1 protein-coding gene is annotated in these 264 nt (G+C 47.3%); it reads right to left on the minus strand.

Translation table 11 applies throughout. The annotated features are described in order from the left end of the window. Positions 1-264 (minus strand): amino acid kinase family protein (locus tag IEX97_RS13640; protein ID WP_444541807.1); only part of this gene is annotated, 264 nt, incomplete at both ends.

Genomic DNA, 264 nt, shown 5'->3' on the forward strand with positions numbered 1-264 from the left:
AACTTACCAGCAAACTCAACCGAGCGAATTTGTAACACTTTGGCACCCAGGCTGGATAATTCAAGCATTTCTTCAAAGGTGACTTGATCAAGACGCTGGGCTTCTGGCACCACTCTAGGATCAGTTGTATACACCCCATCCACATCGGTATAGATTTGGCATTCATCTGCTTTTAACGCAGCCGCAAGAGCCACGGCTGTGGTATCCGAACCGCCACGACCTAAGGTCGTAATATTGCCGTCTTTATCAACACCTTGAAATCCA

The organism is Paenalicyclobacillus cellulosilyticus (genome assembly GCF_014647315.1).
GTDB classification, from domain to species: Bacteria; Bacillota; Bacilli; order Alicyclobacillales; family Alicyclobacillaceae; genus Alicyclobacillus_J; species Alicyclobacillus_J cellulosilyticus.